We start from the raw sequence: 16,123 nt of genomic DNA, 5'->3' as shown, positions 1-16,123 counted from the left end.
CTGGCGATCCCATGTCCGAAGCCTCCGCCTCCCACGCCGCCGACCGCCGCGAGCTGACCGCCGCGCAGCGCAACGCCGTCGCCGAACTGCTCCGAGTCTCACCGGTCGCCGACGAGCTGGGCCGGCGCTTCGCCCAGGCCGGTCACGAACTGCACCTGGTGGGCGGATCCGTCCGCGACGCGCTGCTCGGCCGGCTCGGCAACGACCTCGACTTCTGCACCGACGCCCACCCGGACGAGACGATCAAGGTCATCCGCGGCTGGGCGGAGTCGATCTGGGAGACCGGCCGCGAGTTCGGCACCATCGCCTGCCAGCGCGACGGCCTCAACCTGGAGATCACCACGTTCCGGGCGGAGGTCTACGACCAGGTCAGCCGCAACCCGGTGGTGCAGTACGGCACCAGCCTCACCGAAGACCTCAAGCGCCGCGACTTCACCGTCAACGCGATGGCGGTCAGCCTTCCCGACCACCGGTTCACCGACCCGTACGGCGGGCTGGCCGACCTGGCTGCCAAGATCATTCGTACCCCCGGTACGCCCCAGGAGTCGTTCCGCGACGACCCCCTGCGGATGCTGCGCGCGGCCCGGTTCGTCGCCCAGCTCCGCTTCGCCGTCGACCCGGACGTCCGCGCGGCCATGACCGAGATGGTCGGCGACCTGGACCGGATCACCGCCGAGCGGATCAGGGACGAGTTCACCAAGCTGCTCTGCGGCGCCGACCCGATCACCGGGCTGCGCCTGCTCGTCGACACCGGGCTGGCCGAGCGCTTCCTGCCCGAGCTGACCGGCCTGAAGCTCACCATCGACGAGCACGCGCAGCACAAGGACGTCTACGAGCACACGCTCACAGTGGTCAGCAACGCCGTGTCGCTGGAGTCCGACGGCTGCGACTTCGTGCTGCGGATGGCCGCGCTGATGCACGACGTCGGCAAGCCGGCCACCAAGGCGGTCGGCGCGGACGGCCGGGTCAGCTTCCACCACCACGAGGTGGTCGGCGCCCGCCTGACCAAGAGCCGCATGAAGGCGATGCGCTACTCCAAGGAGATCACCTCCCAGGTGGTCAAGCTGGTCGGGCTGCACCTGCGCTTCTACGGGTACGGCCGGGGCGAGTGGACCGACTCGGCGGTGCGCCGGTACGTCACCGACGCCGGTGACCTGCTGCCGCGGCTGCACAAGCTGACCCGGTCCGATTGCACCACCCGCAACCGGCGCAAGGCCGCCCAGCTCGCCGCCGACTACGACGCGCTGGAGGAGCGGATCGCCCGGCTCGCCGCCGAGGAGGACCTGGCCCGGGTCCGGCCCGACCTGGACGGCAACGCGATCATGGAGCTGCTCGGCGTACCGCCTGGGCCGGTGGTCGGCCGCGCCTGGCAGCACCTCAAGGAGCTGCGTCTGGAGCGCGGCCCGCTGGACCGCGACGAGGCCGAGGCGGAGCTGCTGCGCTGGGCGCGCGACGAGGGCATCACCGGTTGAACCACAGTACGACGCCCGCCGGCTCCCGAGGGGAACCGGCGGGCGTCGCCGTCGTCACTGGGTGACGGTGCTGCCGTCCACCGTGTTCTTGCCGTTGGGCTGCGCGTTGCTGCCCAGCCGTGCCAGCAGCCCGGCCAGGTCGATGCCGGTCAGGTCGGTGCCGAGCTGGAGGCCCTGGGCGACGTTGCCGGCCACGGACTTGGTCAGCGACGACGCGCCGTCGGTGGAGATCACTGTCATCTTGTCGATCGCGCCGATCGGGGCGCTCGCCGCGCCGACCACCTCGGGCAGCACCTTGACCAGCAGGTCCAGCACCGCCGCCTCGCCGTACGCGGCGAACGCCTCGGCCTTGCGGGCCATCGCGTCGGCCTCGGCCTGACCCTTTGCGAGGATGGCCGCCGCCTCGGCCTGGCCCTCCCGCTCGACCGCCTCGGCGATGGCGGAACGACGACGCTGCTCGGCCTCGCCCTCCTTGGCGCCCTCGATCGCGTTCGCCTCGGCCAGCGCGGCGCGGCGGGCCCGCTCGCCCTCACCGGTGAGGCGCGCCTGCTCGGCGGAGGCCTGCGCGGCGGCGATGGTGGCCTGCCGCTGCGCGTCGGCGTTGAGCACCGCCGCGTTGCGAGCCGCCTCGGCCTCCTGCTCGACCTTGTACCGGGCCGCGTCGGCCGGCTTGCGCACCTCGGTGTCGAGCTGGCGCTGCTTCAGCTCGGCGTTGCGCTCGGCCACCTTCTGCTGCTCGGAGAGGATGGCCTGGTCCCGCTCGGCCTGGGCGAGCGGGCCGGACGCCGCCGACCTGGCCTTCGCCGCGTCGATCTCGGCCTGGATGCCGGCCTGCTTGAGCGACAGGTTCCGGTTCGCCTCGGCGATCGCCTCCTCGGCGAGCAGCCGCTCCTGCTCGGCCTGCTGCCGGGCCCGCGCCTCGGCGATGGCCGCGTCCTTGAGCACCCGGGCGGCCTCCGGCCGGCCCAGGTCCTGCAGGTAGGACCCCTCGGCCAGGATGTCCTGGAGCTGGAACGTGTCCAGGACCAGGCCCTGGTTGGTCATCGAGTGCTCGGCCTCCTCGGCGACCGCACTGGCGAACGCCGCCCGGTCCCGGATGATCTCCTCGACGGTGAGCCGGCCGACGATGGAACGCAGCGCGCCGGCCAGCACCTCCCGGGTGAAGTTGTCGATCTCCTCCTGCTGGTTCAGGAAGCGCTGGGCGGCGGCCCGGATCGCGTTCTCGGTGCCGCCGACCTTGACGATGGCGACGCCGTGCAGTTCGGTCCGGATGCCCTGCTTGCTCACCGCGCCGCGGATGCTGACGTCGATCCGGCGGCTGGACAGGTCGAGCGACTGGAGCTTCTGCACCACCGGGAGCACGAAGACCGAGGCGCCGAGCACGACCTTCTGACCGGACATGTCGGTGGACCGGGCCCCGTCGGCGGTCTGGGTGGTCCGGCCCTTGCGGCCGGTGACGATGAACGCTTGGTTCGGCCCGGCCACCTTGATCCGGGAGAGCACGAACAGGACGAGGACGACGGCGAGGAGGACCGCGCCGCCGATGGCGACGAGCAGGGGCATGGGGGTTCCTGTCTGTGGTTTGGTGTCAGTAGGTCTCGACGTGCACGCTGGTCTCGCTCAGTGCTTCGACCACGAAGATCCGGGCGCCGACCGGGATCGGCCGGGCGGCGCGGGCGTTGAGCTTCACCGGCTGTCCGGCGAGGTGTACCCGGACCTCGCCGTAACCGTCGCCGGGGATCGGGGTGACCACCAGGCCGATCGCGCCGGCCAGGTGGTCGCGGGTAGGGGTGGCGTCGGTGCGCATGTTGCGGGCCGCGCGGCTCAGCCGGGCCGCCAGCCACGCGGTGGGCACGGCGGCCAGCGCGCCGCCGGCCGCCGCCGCCGCGATCATTCCGGGGGTACGGCCTCCGAGCAACTCGTTGACGATCGCGCCGCCGAAACCGAACGCCCCGGTGAACCCGGCGACCGCCTCCAGCGAGACCGGGCCGTCGACGTCCGGCTGGCCGAGGTGGAGTACTCCCGAGCCGAGCAGGGCGAGGGTCAGCACGCCGACCCCGATCCCGCCGATGATCAGGAAGATGAGCGTCCCGGTGGCCATGACCTGCACGGTATCGACTCCGCGCAACATCGACTTCGCTCAGCGGTCGTCCAGCCCGGCCTCAGAGAGCCGGTCGCCGAGAATGTCGGCGTACGCGCGACAATGGGCGGCATGCGCTGGACCGTGCTCGACTCGCCGATCGGGGAGTTCTCCGTCGGCACCGACGACGACGCGGTGCGCGGCGCGCACTTCGGCCGGGCGGCGGGGGCGGCCGACGAGCCCGGCGACGCGGTGGCCCGGCTGGCGGTGGCGGAGCTGCGGGCGTACTTCGCCGGTGAGCTGACCGAGTTCGGCATTCCCGTGTCGGCACCCTGGGGCTCGGAGTTCGAACGCGCCGTCTGGCGGGAGATGACCCGCATCCCGTACGGCGAGACGACCACCTACGGCGAGGTGGCGAAGGCGCTCGGCGACCCCGGAGCCGCCCGGGCGGTCGGGGTCGCCTGCAACCGCAACCCGGTGCCGGTGATCGTGCCGTGCCACCGGATCGTCGGCGCGGGCGGCAAGCTCGTCGGCTTCGGCGGGGGACTGCCGCGCAAGGTGACGCTGCTGGAGTTGGAGGCGTCCGTGGCGCTGCGGCGAGCCTGGTCCTGACGTACGCGAAGAGAAAGAAGGCCGGGTCCGACGGACCCGGCCTTCTTCGTGTGCTCGTGCGGCGCGTCAGCGCTCGATCTCGCCGGCGATGAACGCCTCGACGGCGGCGTGCGCGTCGTGGTCGGCGTACTGCTCCGGCGGGGACTTCATGAAGTACGAGGAGGCGGAGAGGATCGGGCCGCCGATCTTGCGGTCCAGCGCGATCTTCGCGGCCCGGACGGCGTCGATGATGACACCGGCCGAGTTCGGCGAGTCCCACACCTCGAGCTTCAGCTCCGCGTTGAGCGGGGTGTCGCCGAAGGAACGGCCCTCCAGGCGGATGTACGCCCACTTGCGGTCGTCCAGCCACGGCACGTGGTCGGACGGGCCGATGTGCACGTCGCTCTTGCTCATCTCGTGCGGGATCTGGGAGGTGACCGACTGGGTCTTCGAGATCTTCTTCGAGACCAGGCGGTTGCGCTCCAGCATGTTCATGAAGTCCATGTTGCCGCCGAAGTTGAGCTGGTACGTGCGCAGCAGCTCGACCCCGCGGTCCTCGAAGAGCTTCGCCAGGGCGCGGTGCACGATGGTGGCGCCGACCTGGCTCTTGATGTCGTCGCCGACGATCGGCAGGCCGGCGTCGGTGAACTTCTTCGCCCACTCCGGGTCGGAGGCGATGAACACCGGCAGGGCGTTCACGAACGCGCAGCCGGCGTCGATCGCGGCCTGGGCGTAGAACTTGTCGGCCTCCTCGGAACCCACCGGGAGGTAGGAGACGACCACGTCGACCTGGGCGTCGCGCAGCGCCTGCGCCACGTCGACCGGCTTGGCGTCCGACTCCTCGACGATCTCGCGGTAGTACTGGCCGAGACCGTCGAAGGTCGGGCCGCGCTGCACGGTGACGCCGGTCGGCGGCACGTCGCAGAGCTTGATCGTGTTGTTCTCGCTGGCGACGATCGCCTCCGCGAGGTCCATGCCCACCTTCTTGGCGTCCACGTCGAACGCCGCGACGAACTTCACGTCCGAGACGTGGTAGTCGCCGAAGGTGACGTGCATGAGACCCGGGACGCGGTCGTTCGGGTCGGCGTTCCGGTAGTACTCCACGCCCTGTACGAGGGACGAGGCGCAGTTACCCACACCGACGATGGCGACGCGGACGGAGCCCATAGCGTCTGCCTCCTTCTTCTTCATCACGGCCGCTCTGTCCTGGACGTTCCAGGCGTGGGCGGGCTGTCGTTGTCTCCTCGGCCACCGGCCGTCCCGCGTCGCGGGTCGGCGGGGGCCCGGCCGGAGCGCTCGTTGGCGATGAGCTCCTCCAGCCAGCGGACCTCGCGCTCACAGGCGTCGAGCCCGTGGCGTTGCAGTTCCAGGGTGTACGCGTCGAGTCGCTCGGCTGCCCGGCCGAGCACGTCACGAAGACCTTCGCGACGTTCCTCGATCTTGCGGCGACGACCTTCCAGGATCCGGAGCCGGGTGGCCTGGTCGGTCCGGGCGAAGAACGCGAAGTGCACGCCGAAGCCCGTGTCGTCGTACGTCTCGGGTCCAGCCTGCGCTATGAGCTGGGCGAAGCGTTCCTTGCCCTCCGCGGTAATGGTGTAGACCACCCGACCGCGCCGGCTGGTCAGCGCGGGAACCTCCTCGGCGGTCGCGGGTGCCTCCGCGGCTTCGGTGATCCATCCGGCCGCCTGGAGCCGGCGCAGCGTCGGATAGAGCGAGCCGTAGCTGATCGCCGCCCGGATGGCACCGAGTTTGGCGGTCAGCTCCTTGCGCAGCTCGTAGCCGTGCATCGGCGCCTCCTGCAGGAGGCCGAGGATGGCGAACTCGAGCACGAGCCATCCCCTCTTTCCCCTGCGCGGAGCACTGACCACCGCGATGTATCGGACCGATACATCGCACGTTAGCGGAGAGGTGGGGTCGGGGCAAACCCTCTGCTTACGCGACGCGTTCGTCACGCCTCGTGACCATGGTCGCCTGGGTTCGCCGGAGCGCGTACCCTTTGCCGCATGCGTACGCAGCGCCAGGTAGTCGACTACTCGCTTCAGAAGCGGGCTGTGCTGCGTGAACTGCTCGCCGGGCGGATCGGCACGTACGACGTCTGCGACGCCTCGCCGTACCTGAAGAACGCTGCTCGTTTCCACGGCGAGCCGACCGACCACCGCTGCCCGATCTGCCGCAGCGAGAACCTGATCCACGTCCACTACATTTACGGTGACGAGCTCAAGCAGTCGGCCGGCCAGGCGCGTACCCGGGCTGAGTTGCCCGTCCTGGCCATGACGCTGCGTGAGTTCCAGGTGTTCGTGGTGGAGGTCTGCCCCGGCTGCGACTGGAACCATCTCGTCGAGCAGTTCCTGCTCGGCTGGGACGGTCTGGCGGAGGACGCGGACGAAGCGGTCGCGGCCGACGGCTCCACCCCTCGGCGAAGGCGAGAGGCGCAACGGTGAACACGGCTGTCCCGATCACTGCCGGCCCATTCCCCGGGTGGCACGAACGACAGCCTTTGAGCGCAACTGGTCCGAATAGATCGGATTTGACGGGCGTGCGCCGGCACCACCGGCGGGTAGCGTCCCGTGTTCCAGCTCACGGCAACCCGGTGGCGGCGCCCCCGCGTCCCACCGCGACCGGCAGGGTGTGAGGAATGAACTACGGCGATTCCAGTTCTTCGCGTGCGCGGGCCCAGATCCCGGGCCCGAACGGCGACCCCGGTTCCGAAGGGAGCCGGGGCGGGAACGGTTGGTCCGGCGCGGCGGACGGCGGCGCCTCGGCGCGTGCCTCCGTGACACCGTACGGTGCGGGCGGCCGGGCCTCGGTCGGTCCCGCCGCTCCGGCGCCACGCGGAGCGTCCGGGTCGGCCTCGGTCGGCCGGGCCGGTGCGGGCCGCGCCTCGGTGCCGGTGTCGCCGGCACCCGGTGCCACCGGACGTGCGGGCGCCGGCCGGGCGTCCGTGCCGGTCTCCCCGGCCGCTCCGGCCGGGCGTGCCTCGGTGGGCGCGGCGAGCGTCGGCGCGGCCGGCGTCGGCGGGCGGGCGAGCGTGGGCGCTCGGGCGACAGTCGGCGCGGCGGCGGTCGGTGGCCGCGCCCGGGTGCCCGGCCCTGCCGGCGGCGGTCCCGGTGGCCCCGGCGGCCCGACCGGCCCCGGCCGGGGTGGCCGCGGTGAGGACCCGGCGCGCGCCAAGAAGCGCCGCCGGATCAACATCCTGATCGCCGGCTTCGCCGTGTTCATCATGCTCGCCGGCATGGGTGTGGTGACCTTCACCTGGTACTCCACCAAGGTGGTGCTCCCCGAGGACACCATCCCGCCGTTGTCCACCACCATCTACGAGCGCACCGGCAAGACCGCCATCGCCAAGATCGGCGACCAGAACCGCCAGCTCGTCACCATCGACCAGATCCCGGAGCACGTCCAGCACGCGGTCGCGGCCGCTGAGGACCGGAACTTCTACCGGCACTCCGGTGTGGACTACAAGGGCATCACCCGGGCCGCGTGGAACAACCTCACCGGCGGTGACAAGCAGGGTGCCTCGACCATCACCCAGCAGTACGCGCGCAACGCGTTCGAGAACCTGAACCAGGACACGTACGGTCGCAAGGTGAAGGAGGCGGTCCTCGCCTCCAAGCTGAACGACAAGTACGACAAGCGCGTGATCATGCAGCACTACCTGAACGTGATCTACTTCGGGCGTGGCGCGTACGGCATCCAGGCGGCGGCGCGGACCTACTTCGACAAGGACGTCAAGAGCCTCACGGTGGCCGAGGCGGCGGTGCTCGCCGCGGTGATCAAGCAGCCGGAGCCGAGCGCGACCCACAGGGGCTACGATCCGGCGATCAACCCGCAGGACGCGCTGGACCGGTGGAACTACGTGATCAACGGCATGATCACGGAGAAGTGGCTTGATGCGCCGAACACGCCGCAGCACCCCACCGAGTACCCGAAGAAGATCGCGCCGCCGAAGAAGAACAACGGCGGCAGCTTCGGCATCGACACCCCGTACGGCAACATCGTCAACTACGTCTCGCAGGAACTGCGCGAGATGAAGCTCTGCACGGACAACGAGGCCGAGGCGACCCAGGACCGGCCGCTCTGCGCGAAGGCGCTGAGCCGAGGCGGCTACAAGATCACCACTACCATCGACACCAAGGCGCAGAAGGCGGCGCTCGAGGCGGCCCGGGCGGCGACCAAGGGCTCGGAGCTCTCCGGGCAGCCGAAGCACCTGATGTCCGCCGTGGTCGCGATCGACCCGAAGACCGGCGGCGTACGGGCGTACTACGGCGGTGACAACGGCACCGACTTCGACTACGCCGGCAAGAACATCGACAACGGTGTGCTGGCCGGTGGCCACTCGCCGGGTTCGAGTTTCAAGATCTACACGTTGGCGGCGGCGCTGGACAACGACATCTCGATCAAGTCCCGCTGGAAGGGTAAGGCCTTCAAGCCGGAAGGCTTCAAGGACAAGATCAGCAACGCCGGTAACGACAATCCGGACTGCGGCGACTCCTGCACCCTGGAGAGGTCGACGCTGCTCTCGCTGAACGTGCCGTTCTGGCACGTCGCCGAGAAGATCGGCCCGGACAAGGTGGTCGACATGGCCAGGCGGGCCGGCGTCACCACCATGTGGCGGACGGACACCAGTCCGGCGAAGGCGTACGACCTCACCAAGGTGAAGGCGGCCGACGTCGCCCCGGAGCCGTTCTACTACAACGTCGGCTTCGGCAAGTACCCGATCACCGTGCTGGACCACGCCAACGGCATCGCCACCTTCGCCAACAAGGGGCGCTACAACAAGGCGCACTTCGTCTACAAGGTCCAGAAGCAGAACCCGGCCACCGGCAAGTGGGACACGCTCGGCGGCGAGAAGCTGAAGCCGGAGCAGCGCATCCGCCCGGAGGTCGTCGCGGACGTGACCGCCGTGCTGGAGAAGTACCCGGCCCAGGTGAGCCGCCGGCTGGACGACGGGCGCAAGGTGGCGGAGAAGACCGGTACCTGGGAACTCGGTAACGGCACTGCCGACAACGGTGACGCCTGGATGATCGGTTACACCCCGCAGCTCGCCACAGCGGTCTGGATCGGCAACAAGGGCGCCCGCAAGGCGATCAAGGACGACCAGGGTAAGAGCATCACCGGTTCCCGAATGCCGGGCGCCATCTTCCAGCGCTTCATGAACGACGCGCTGAAGGGCCAGGACAAGGAGGACTTCCCGCCGCCGGCGAACATCGGCAAGGACGACGCCGGTAACGGCGAGGCTCCGCCGCCTCCGCCGACGAACGAGCCCGGCCAGCCCGGCCAGAACTGTGACCCACTGGGCCTGTTCTGCCCCGGAGGCACGCCCGGCGGCGGCAACCAGGGCGGCAATCCCGGCGGTGGCAACAACCCCGGTGGCGGGCTCCCCGGTGGCGGTGGACGTCCCGGCGGTGGCGGTGGCGGTGGCGGGTTGCTACCGAGCACACCACCGACACGACAGAACTGACGCGTACCACCTGACGGCGGCGGCCGGATCCCTGAGTGGGTCCGGCCGCCGCCGTCTCCACGGTGGGCCGCGCCGGTGATGACCGCACGGTGACGTCGCCGTGGCCATCCTCGCCAGGATCTGCTCATTCGATACGAGCCGAGCGGACGGGCGAGAAGATGCAGATGCTGAGCAGAACGCGACGGAATCCGGTCGGCACCTCGGGGCGGGCCTTCACGCGCCTCGGCGCGGTCGTCGCCGCCGCCGTGGTCACCGGGACGATGGTGGCTCCCGGTGCCGCCTCCGCGGCCACCACCGGCTGCGGCAGTTCCTGTGACGGCAAGGACCCGCAGACCTATGTGGCGGTCGTCGGTCAGGCCGGCTACTGCTACCAGGACGGGAGGACGGTGGCGACCTCCACCGACGTCGAACTGCGGTACAGCCCCTGGTGCCGCACGGCGTGGGCACGATGGACCGGCGGCGGGGGTTACCTGACCGGGGTCCTGATCCGCAGCTACGCGGCCGACGGCAGCTTGCGCAAGACGTACTACGACAACGGGACCTCGGGCGACTGGTCGTTCATGGTGAACGACAAGGGCATGACCGCGCAGGCGTGCTGGTATTACTACGACGACGAGACGATGACGACCCGGCACGTCCGCAACTGCACCGCCAAGTACTGATCCTGGATTCGACGCCGCCCGCTGCCGTACCGGGCTGCGGTCGGGAAACCGCGATCGGACGGGACGACGGCGGCCGGCCATCCGGGCTCGGCCGCCGTCGCTGCCCGAGGCGGAAGGCGGTTCAGGCGAGGGCTACCGTCAGGATCGACAGCGCGCGTGTGGTCTCGGTCAGCGCACGTCGCAGCGCCTCGGCCGCCTCCCGGTCGAGGTGGAAGCCGGTCGAGGAATCCCCGCCCTGCCCCACCAGGATCCGGCGCTCGACCTCGTGGACGGTGACGCCCGGTGCGATGCCCAACTCGGTGTCGAGCCGGGCGCGCAGCTCACGGATCACGGCCAACGACTCGGCCGTCCGCCCCGCCGCGTGCAGGGCCTCGGCCAGCTGACAGTGCAGACTTTCGTGATAGGGATGGCTGTCGACCCAGGATTGCAGTTCCGGAATGGTGGCGGCACTGTTTCCCTGGGCGAATTCCAGCGCGACCAGGCGCTCGATCGCCCGCAGGCGCGATTCCTCCCAGCGGACGGCATCGGCCTGAAGTGCGTCGGAACGGACGTCCTGCATGGCCTTTCCGCGCCAGAGCGTCAGCCCTTGCCGGAGGAGATCAGCGGCGCGCGGGAGGTGACCGTGGCGATGGGCGATCTCCGCCTCGGCGCAGAGGCTGCGGAACCTGAGCCCGTCGACATGCTCCTCGGCCGTGGTCAGCTGGTAGGAGTCGCCGTGTCGCCGGACCTGCTGATCAGGCGCGTTGAGTGAGACCACTGAGCGGAGGCGGCCGAGTCGGTTCTGGATCTGCTGCCGAGCGGTCGCCGGGGGATCCTCTCCCCATACGATGTCGATGAGGCGGTCGATGCTGATGTCTCGGTTGGCATTTACGACAAGGCCGGCGAGCAATTTTCGACTTCGCTCACCGGAAATTCTAACCGTCTTGCTTTCCGACCACATGGCCAAAGGGCCAAGGAATCGATATTCCATTCTTTCCCCCGTGGAGCTGCGCTTCCTGGCTCTGGCGAGCCGCGCTCAGCATAGCCCGCGGTCGATGGCGGTCAAGGGATTCATAAGGAGCTAAAGGGTGCAAATCGAGCCAGTCTGTGAGGAGGTGCTTGCCGCAGGCAAGCTTCACCGGAGCGAGACCGGCAAGCTCGCGAGGGTACTCGTCCTCTCGAGCCGGTTGCGGCAGGATGCATTGCCATGAGCATCCAGCCGATCCCGGGTACTGGCGAAGCCGGCCCGAGCGACCACCCGTCCCGGTCGGACGGTTTCGTCCGCGGCGCCTCGGAGGCAATCGGTGGGCCGCTCGGCGACCACGCCGTCGCCCTGGACCAGCCAGCCGACCGGGAAAGCCGGTTCTGGACCGCCGGCCGGATCGTGCTGGCACTCGTCTGCCTGACGCTGGCCCTGCACTGGGTGCAGAAGTCGCCCTGCCAGGACGGGGCCTGGCAGAACAACGTCCAGTACACCCGCATGTGCTACACGGACGTGCTGGCGCTCTACTACGCCGAAGGGCTCAACGAGGGCAAGGTGCCCTACGCCGACCACCCGGTGGAGTACCCGGTGCTGACCGGCTATTTCATGGGCGCGCTCGGCCTGCCGGTGCACGCCCTCGGTGCCGACAACCCCGGCATCAACCAGGGCCAGTGGTTCTACAACCTGAACGCGCTGGTGCTCGGCGCGCTCGCGGTCGCCACCGTCGCCGTGATCCTCAGCCTGCGCCGACGGCGACCATGGGACGCCGCGTTGTTCGCGCTCTCCCCGGCCCTGGTGCTCACCGCCACCGTCAACTGGGACCTGCTCGCCATCGGCCTGGCCGCGTTCGGCCTGCTGGCGTGGGCGCGCGCCCGACCCGACCGGTACGCGCTACTGCTGCCCGGACTGGCCGGCGTCCTGATCGGACTGGGCGGCGCGGCCAAGATGTGGCCGCTGTTCCTCCTCGGCCCGATCCTGGTCCTCACGCTGCGCGCCGGCAAGCTCCTGGCCGGCCTGGCCGCCACGGCGACCGCGCTGGTGACGCTCGTGGCGGTGAACCTGCCGGTGGCGATCCCCTACCGAGAGAACTGGGAACGCTTCTTCGATCTGAACACGACACGCCCCATCGACTGGGGCACGCTCTGGTACATCGGCCGCTACCTGGACGGCCGGATCAGCCCGTCCGCGCCCGGGGAACTCGGGCCGTTCGAATGGCTGAACGCCAACATCTCCACCCTCAACTGGGTGTCGTACCTGCTCTTTGGCCTCGCCTGCCTCGGCGTGGCCGGGCTGGCGCTGCTCGCCCCGCGCCGCCCTCGGCTGGCCCAGCTCGCCTTCCTGGTGGTCGCCGCGTTCCTCATCTTCAGCAAGGTCTGGTCCCAGCAGTTCGTGCTCTGGCTGCTGCCGCTCGCGGTGCTCGCCCGGCCGCGCTGGGGAGCGTTCCTGGCCTGGCAGGTCGCGGAGGTCTGCTACTTCGCCGCGTTCTACGGCGAACTGCTCGGCACGGCCATGTCCCGGCCGGTCTTCCCCGAAGGCGTCTTCGTGCTGGCGTCGAGCCTGCGACTGATCACCGTGGCGGTGCTCTGCGGGCTCGTTATCCGGGACATCCTGCGGCCCGAACTGGACGTGGTCCGGCACACCTACACCGACGACCCGGACGGCGGGGTGCTCGACGGCGCAGCCGACGCACCCTGGTATCAGCGCTGGCGCTCCCGCGCTTCTGCCGGCCATCCCGAGCCCCAGGCCGTCTGAACGACGTGGGTGGTGGCACCGTTCGAGGCGGATGAGTGGACGGTGGACGGCTGTCCATTCCCGCTCCGGCCGGTGGTCGAGCAGTCGACCACCGGCCCGTCGCGTCGGGCGTGAGTCGACGCCGGCGGGGGAGCGACCAACTGCCGGTCGTCGGTGTTCATCATCAGAGTCTGCACGACCTCGGACAGGTTGCTGAGAGTGGACTGAATCTCCCGGAGCATCGGAAGGATCGCCGGCGGGTGCTGCTCGGTCGTCTCGTCCGATCGCAGCAGGTCGTCTTCGAGGCGGAGCAGCGCCGGGCCGGGGCCGAGTCCCAACTCCTGCCCGAACCGCCGGCGGAGCCGCTGGAGCACCTGCAGTGCTTCGGCCGTCCGGCCGGTGCGGTGAAGCGCGCGCGCCAGGCAGCCGTGCATGTACTCGTTATACGGATAGGACTCGGTCCACAGACTCAACTCGGGGATCAGTTCACCGTGCCGGCCCTGGCTGAACTCCCATTCGGCCAACTGTTCCAGGGACCGCACCCGCATCTCCTGCAGATGCGTGGCCTCCCCGACGAGGCGTTCGGAACCGATGTCCTCCAGCGCTTCCCCGCGCCACATCGCCAGCGCCGTCCGGAGACGGGCGGTCGCGGTGGACAAATTGCCCGCCCGCGCGAATTCCGCCGCGACCCGGTATTCGGCACGGAAGACGCGTTCGTCGACCGATTCATCTTCGACCTCGAGCACGTAGTTGCAGCCGGAGCGCCGCACCGTATGCAGGTGCTCGTGCCGGATCAGCCAGGAATTGATCCGGCCCACGCAGTTCTGCACCTGTTGACGCGCGGTGACTGGCGGGGAATCCGGCCAGACCACGTCGATCAGGCGATCCACCGACACGCTCTTCGAATTTCCGATCAACAACGCTGCCAACAGTTTCCGCTGACGTGAGCTCGAAATTGAGATAAAGGAATCCCCACTCCGGACCGTCAACGGCCCGAGTATTCTGAACCGCAGCACCCCTACGCTCCCCGTTAGTAGTCAGGCGACTATGGCAGTGAGGATCTTGCTAGTCAAGGGATGCCGGACTGTAAAGTGCGACCATTCGGGCGAACCATGCCCTTATGTCACAGCCGATAGACGACCGCCTCGCCGACCTGCTCCCGGGTGACCCCCGGCGCATCGACCGGCCGGTCGAGCATCCCCTCCCACGGAGTGCCCGCCAGTTCGTCGCGCAACACGATTACGTTCTTCACGCCTATCTGCCGCAGGTATTCGACGCTCGCGTATTCCGGGAAGCTCACCGTCGCCTCCCGGATCTGCGCCTGGGAGCGCGGCGTGAAGCCACTGCCGCCGTTGACCATCGGCTGGAACCGGTCGGTGGACCAGAGCATCACCGGCTGGTCCAGGTTCTGGCTGCTCGGCAGCACCAGCATCGGGCCGTCCACCGTGCGCAGCGCCGCCGGCTGCTGCGGCACCACCGGCTGCGGCGTGGCGTTCAGCCCTTCCACGAGCACCAGCGCCAACGGCAGCAGCGTGGCCAGGCGCAGCCACGGGCCCGGCCACGGCGGCACCCGCTCGGCGGCCAGCTCGCGGACCCGCATGCAGAACGCGGTGACCGCGCCGGCCGCGAGCAGACCCAGCAGCAGCGTGGTCCAGAGCATCATCCGGCCCGGCGTGCGCAGCCCGCTCCAGCCCGGCAGGTAGTCGAACAACGGCACGTAGGTGAACCGGCCGCCGAAGAACCGGGTGCCCATCGCCAGCGCCATCGTCACGAGCACCCCGGCGAGCAGGAAGATCCGGTGCCGGACCCGCCAGACCGAGAAGAACAGGCCACCGGCGGCGAGCGCGTAGAGCGCGAAGCCCGGCAGCAGCGTCATCTCCGGGTGCCAGGGCAGCACGGCGCGGGCGCCCTCGTGCAGCCCGCCCCAGACGCGCGACTCGGCCGGCGCGGTGAAGAACCCGCTCGCGGGTGGTGAGTAGAGCCCGATGTCGCCGAGCGTCCGCTCCGCGTTCGGGTGCATCTCGGCGACCTTGAAGTAGGGCACCGCCAGCGCCGCGCCCACCGCGGCGAAGGCGAGCCCGCCGAACACGTCGGCCAGGAACAGCCGCCGGCCGAACGGACGCTTCACCCGGCGCCGCCGCACGAACCACAGCACCACCGAGACCAGCACGGCCCCGGCCAGCATGTACGCGAACGGCAACCCGATGCCGAACCCCAGGCTGAGCTGCCATGCGGCCACCAGCCACCCGGCGAGCGCCCAGCCCGCGTGCCGGCGACGCGGCCGGTAGCCGTGCCGCAGCGACCAGCCGTGACCCCGGGCCAGCATGGCCAGCGCCAGCGGGATGCCGCCGTTGGAGATGATGTGCAGGTGCCCCGCCTGGGCCAGCAGCCACGGCGCGTAGGCGAAGCTCGCCCCGGCCACCGCGCCGCCGATGCGGCCCGCGCCGAGCTGCCGGGCCAGCGCGTACGCGCCGAACGCGGCGAGCGCGTGCGCCAGCACGAACATGATGTTGTAGCGCAGCACGGCGTGCTCCGGGCCGACCCCGATCAGGCCGGCCGGGGCGTACCCGAGGAGCGTGTCGGAGAACGCGAAGCTCCAGTTCTCCGGATAGAACGTGTTCGCGTGCCACAGCATCGCCGGGTCGGTGCGCAGGATGCGCCCGGACCACGCCATCTGCCACGCCTGCAGGCTCGGATCCCAGTAGTCCTGCGGCAGCGTGTGCCGCGGATAGCGCAGCGTGGGCCACGTCATCGCCGCGGCCAGCGCGAGCGCGGCGACGGCGGCGAGCGTCCACTCGTGCGCCAGGAAGCGGCCGACCGCGCGGACCGCCCGGCGTGGCCGGCCGAGCACCGGCTCCGGCGCCGGCCCGAACGCGGACCAGGGGTCGGCGGGCTTGTCGCCGTCCGTACCCGCTGCCTTCCTGTCCCCGGCGTCCGCCTTCTCGCCGTCATCGGCGTCGCCGCCGTTCGGCCGGGTGTCGTGGGCGTCGTCCTCGTCGGCGGCGGTCCCGTCCCGGGCCCCGGCTGTCCTGCCGGCCCCGGTTGCCCTGCCGGGCTTCCTCGTCTTGCCGGTCTTCACCGCCGGGGCGGCGGTCTCGTCCTCGACGGAGCTGCCCGCAGGACTCCCGGCCTGGTCGGACGAGGACGCCCCGGCCGTCTCCGTGT

Annotated in this window: 13 protein-coding genes; 6 read left to right on the top strand and 7 right to left on the bottom strand. The window is 70.2% G+C overall.

Translation table 11 applies throughout. The annotated features are described in order from the left end of the window. Positions 1-11: 11 nt before the first annotated feature. Complete coding sequence (locus ACFYO8_RS12905; RefSeq protein WP_354866495.1) at positions 12-1,472, top strand: CCA tRNA nucleotidyltransferase; 1,461 nt, start codon at positions 12-14, stop codon at positions 1,470-1,472. 54 nt (positions 1,473-1,526) lie between these two features. Here the strand turns inward: ACFYO8_RS12905 and ACFYO8_RS12900 are convergent, their stop codons facing one another. Together ACFYO8_RS12900 and ACFYO8_RS12895 are read right to left on the bottom strand one after the other, a co-directional pair. Continuing rightward, positions 1,527-3,035, bottom strand: coding sequence for an SPFH domain-containing protein (locus ACFYO8_RS12900; protein ID WP_354866497.1), 1,509 nt, complete (start codon positions 3,033-3,035; stop codon positions 1,527-1,529). Between the two features lie 25 nt (positions 3,036-3,060). After that, positions 3,061-3,603 carry a hypothetical protein gene (locus ACFYO8_RS12895; protein ID WP_354866499.1) on the bottom strand — a complete coding sequence of 181 codons (543 nt, stop codon included), beginning with the start codon at positions 3,601-3,603 and terminating at the stop codon, positions 3,061-3,063. Between the two features lie 81 nt (positions 3,604-3,684). Between ACFYO8_RS12895 and ACFYO8_RS12890 the strand changes: the two genes are divergently transcribed. Further along, positions 3,685-4,164, top strand: coding sequence for a methylated-DNA--[protein]-cysteine S-methyltransferase (locus ACFYO8_RS12890; RefSeq protein ID WP_387257220.1), 480 nt, complete (start codon positions 3,685-3,687; stop codon positions 4,162-4,164). Positions 4,165-4,230: 66 nt separating this feature from the next. On the opposite strand, the gene ACFYO8_RS12885 is transcribed toward ACFYO8_RS12890, so the two are convergent. Together ACFYO8_RS12885 and ACFYO8_RS12880 are read right to left on the bottom strand one after the other, a co-directional pair. Continuing rightward, complete coding sequence (locus ACFYO8_RS12885) at positions 4,231-5,310, bottom strand: inositol-3-phosphate synthase (RefSeq protein WP_013289364.1); 1,080 nt, start codon at positions 5,308-5,310, stop codon at positions 4,231-4,233. A 23-nt stretch (positions 5,311-5,333) separates the two neighbouring features. After that, positions 5,334-5,972 (bottom strand): PadR family transcriptional regulator, encoded by a 639-nt coding sequence (locus ACFYO8_RS12880; RefSeq protein WP_354866503.1) that lies wholly within the window; start codon positions 5,970-5,972, stop codon positions 5,334-5,336. Positions 5,973-6,146: 174 nt separating this feature from the next. Between ACFYO8_RS12880 and ACFYO8_RS12875 the strand changes: the two genes are divergently transcribed. From ACFYO8_RS12875 to ACFYO8_RS12865, 3 genes are all read left to right on the top strand, one after another. After that, the gene (locus tag ACFYO8_RS12875; protein WP_354866505.1) at positions 6,147-6,584 is read left to right on the top strand and encodes a DUF5318 domain-containing protein; all 438 of its coding nucleotides are present in this window, start codon (positions 6,147-6,149) and stop codon (positions 6,582-6,584) included. 194 nt (positions 6,585-6,778) lie between these two features. Continuing rightward, positions 6,779-9,604, top strand: a complete 2,826-nt coding sequence (locus ACFYO8_RS12870) for a transglycosylase domain-containing protein (protein ID WP_354866507.1) — start codon at positions 6,779-6,781, stop codon at positions 9,602-9,604. A 164-nt stretch (positions 9,605-9,768) separates the two neighbouring features. Then, on the top strand, positions 9,769-10,266 hold the full coding sequence (locus ACFYO8_RS12865; RefSeq protein ID WP_354866509.1) for a DUF2690 domain-containing protein: 498 nt from the start codon (positions 9,769-9,771) through the stop codon (positions 10,264-10,266). A 121-nt stretch (positions 10,267-10,387) separates the two neighbouring features. Here the strand turns inward: ACFYO8_RS12865 and ACFYO8_RS12860 are convergent, their stop codons facing one another. Next, positions 10,388-11,236, bottom strand: a complete 849-nt coding sequence (locus ACFYO8_RS12860; RefSeq protein ID WP_354866511.1) for an AfsR/SARP family transcriptional regulator — start codon at positions 11,234-11,236, stop codon at positions 10,388-10,390. A 216-nt stretch (positions 11,237-11,452) separates the two neighbouring features. On the opposite strand from ACFYO8_RS12860, the gene ACFYO8_RS12855 reads away from it, so the two are divergent. Next, the gene (locus ACFYO8_RS12855) at positions 11,453-12,979 is read left to right on the top strand and encodes a glycosyltransferase 87 family protein (RefSeq protein ID WP_354866513.1); all 1,527 of its coding nucleotides are present in this window, start codon (positions 11,453-11,455) and stop codon (positions 12,977-12,979) included. Here the strand turns inward: ACFYO8_RS12855 and ACFYO8_RS12850 are convergent. Both ACFYO8_RS12850 and ACFYO8_RS12845 read right to left on the bottom strand, forming a co-directional pair. Further along, the gene (locus tag ACFYO8_RS12850; RefSeq protein WP_354866515.1) at positions 12,925-13,848 is read right to left on the bottom strand and encodes a BTAD domain-containing putative transcriptional regulator; all 924 of its coding nucleotides are present in this window, start codon (positions 13,846-13,848) and stop codon (positions 12,925-12,927) included. The genes ACFYO8_RS12855 and ACFYO8_RS12850 overlap by 55 nt on opposite strands. Positions 13,849-14,081: 233 nt before the next feature. Then, the gene (locus ACFYO8_RS12845) at positions 14,082-16,037 is read right to left on the bottom strand and encodes a hypothetical protein (protein ID WP_387188686.1); all 1,956 of its coding nucleotides are present in this window, start codon (positions 16,035-16,037) and stop codon (positions 14,082-14,084) included. Positions 16,038-16,123: the final 86 nt, after the last annotated feature.

This window comes from Micromonospora sp. NPDC005257, from assembly GCF_042872445.1.
In the GTDB taxonomy this organism is placed as follows: domain Bacteria; phylum Actinomycetota; class Actinomycetes; order Mycobacteriales; family Micromonosporaceae; genus Micromonospora.
This window is presented reverse-complemented; position numbering and strand designations above follow the sequence as displayed.